Genomic DNA, 1,354 nt, shown 5'->3' with positions numbered 1-1,354 from the left:
AGCTCGGTCCCGGGGATCCTCTAGAGTCTGAGACCCCGAGCCGGCGACGCCGCGCGCCGGCTCCTCCCCAGCGCCTCTCCCGAGCGCATTCTGCACGCGCGCACTCGCCGTCATCGCGCGCCCTTGCACCGCTGGGTAGCGTGGCGCCACACCGACGAAAGGAGCTCACCATGACCGCGTTCAGTGTGGATTCGGATGCCGTACTCAGCGCCACCGGGGCGATTCGCGCGACCGCCGATCGCCTGCAATCAGAGACCGCCGCGATGCTCGGCCAGCTCACCCAGCTGCAGAGTGCGTGGACGGGCAGCGCCGCCGTTGCTTTCCAGGGGTTGGTCGATCGGTGGCGGGCCGCACAGACCGAGCTGGAGAGCGCGCTCGGCGACATCGGCACCGCCCTGGGCAACGCCGGCGCCCAGTACGCGCAGACCGAGAGCTCCGCCGCGAGCATGTTCCGCTGACGCGGTCGTCATCGTGCTCCGTCACGCAGAAAGGCCCCTCCGAAGAGGGGCCTTTCCGTGGAGATCCGGACTCAGAAGTCCATGCCACCCGTGGGGTCGCCGGCCGGAGCCGCAACCTTCTCGGGCTTGTCGGCGACGACGGCCTCGGTCGTGAGGAACAGACCGGCGATCGACGCGGCGTTCTGCAGCGCCGAGCGCGTCACCTTGGCCGGGTCGATGATGCCCGCGGCGAACATGTCGACGTACTCGCCGGTCGCGGCGTTCAGGCCCTGGCCGACGGGGAGCTCCGACACCTTGTTGGCGACGACGCCCGGCTCGAGGCCGGCGTTGAGCGCGATCTGCTTCAGGGGCGCCTCGATGGCGACCTTGACGATGTTCGCACCCGTGGCCTCGTCACCGGTGAGCTCGAGCTTGGCGAACGCGTTCTTGCCGGCCTGGATGAGGGCCACGCCACCACCGGGGACGATGCCTTCCTCGACGGCCGCCTTGGCGTTGCGGACGGCATCCTCGATGCGGTGCTTGCGCTCCTTGAGCTCGACCTCGGTGGCCGCGCCCGCCTTGATGACGGCGACGCCGCCGGCGAGCTTGGCGAGACGCTCCTGGAGCTTCTCGCGGTCGTAGTCGCTGTCGGTGTTCTCGATCTCGCGCTTGATCTGCGTCACGCGACCCTCGATCTGCGCCGACTCACCGGCGCCCTCGACGATCGTGGTCTCGTCCTTGGTGACGATGACCTTGCGGGCCTTGCCGAGCAGGTCGGTGGTGGCGTTCTCGAGCTTGAGACCGACCTCCTCCGTGATGACCTGGCCGCCGGTGAGGATCGCGATGTCCTGCAGCTGGGCCTAGCGACGGTCGCCGAAGCCGGGAGCCTGACGGCCACCGACTGAAGATCCGCGATC

General features: G+C 69.3%; 1 protein-coding gene and 1 pseudogene. One reads left to right on the top strand and one right to left on the bottom strand.

What is annotated here, in order from left to right; translation table 11 throughout:
• Positions 1–170 precede the first annotated feature (170 nt).
• Positions 171–458: a WXG100 family type VII secretion target gene (locus tag I5I_RS03775; protein WP_036316606.1), complete on the top strand. Its 288-nt coding sequence runs from the start codon at positions 171–173 to the stop codon at positions 456–458.
• 71 nt (positions 459–529) lie between these two features.
• Here I5I_RS03775 and groEL read toward each other — a convergent pair.
• Positions 530–1,354, bottom strand: a pseudogene (groEL, locus tag I5I_RS03770) (chaperonin GroEL); the annotation flags it as partial.

The sequence above is a fragment of the Microbacterium sp. B24 genome, assembly GCF_000333415.1.
GTDB lineage: Bacteria > Actinomycetota > Actinomycetes > Actinomycetales > Microbacteriaceae > Microbacterium.
Note: the sequence above shows the minus strand (reverse complement) of the source record. Positions and strands in the feature narration are given on the sequence as shown.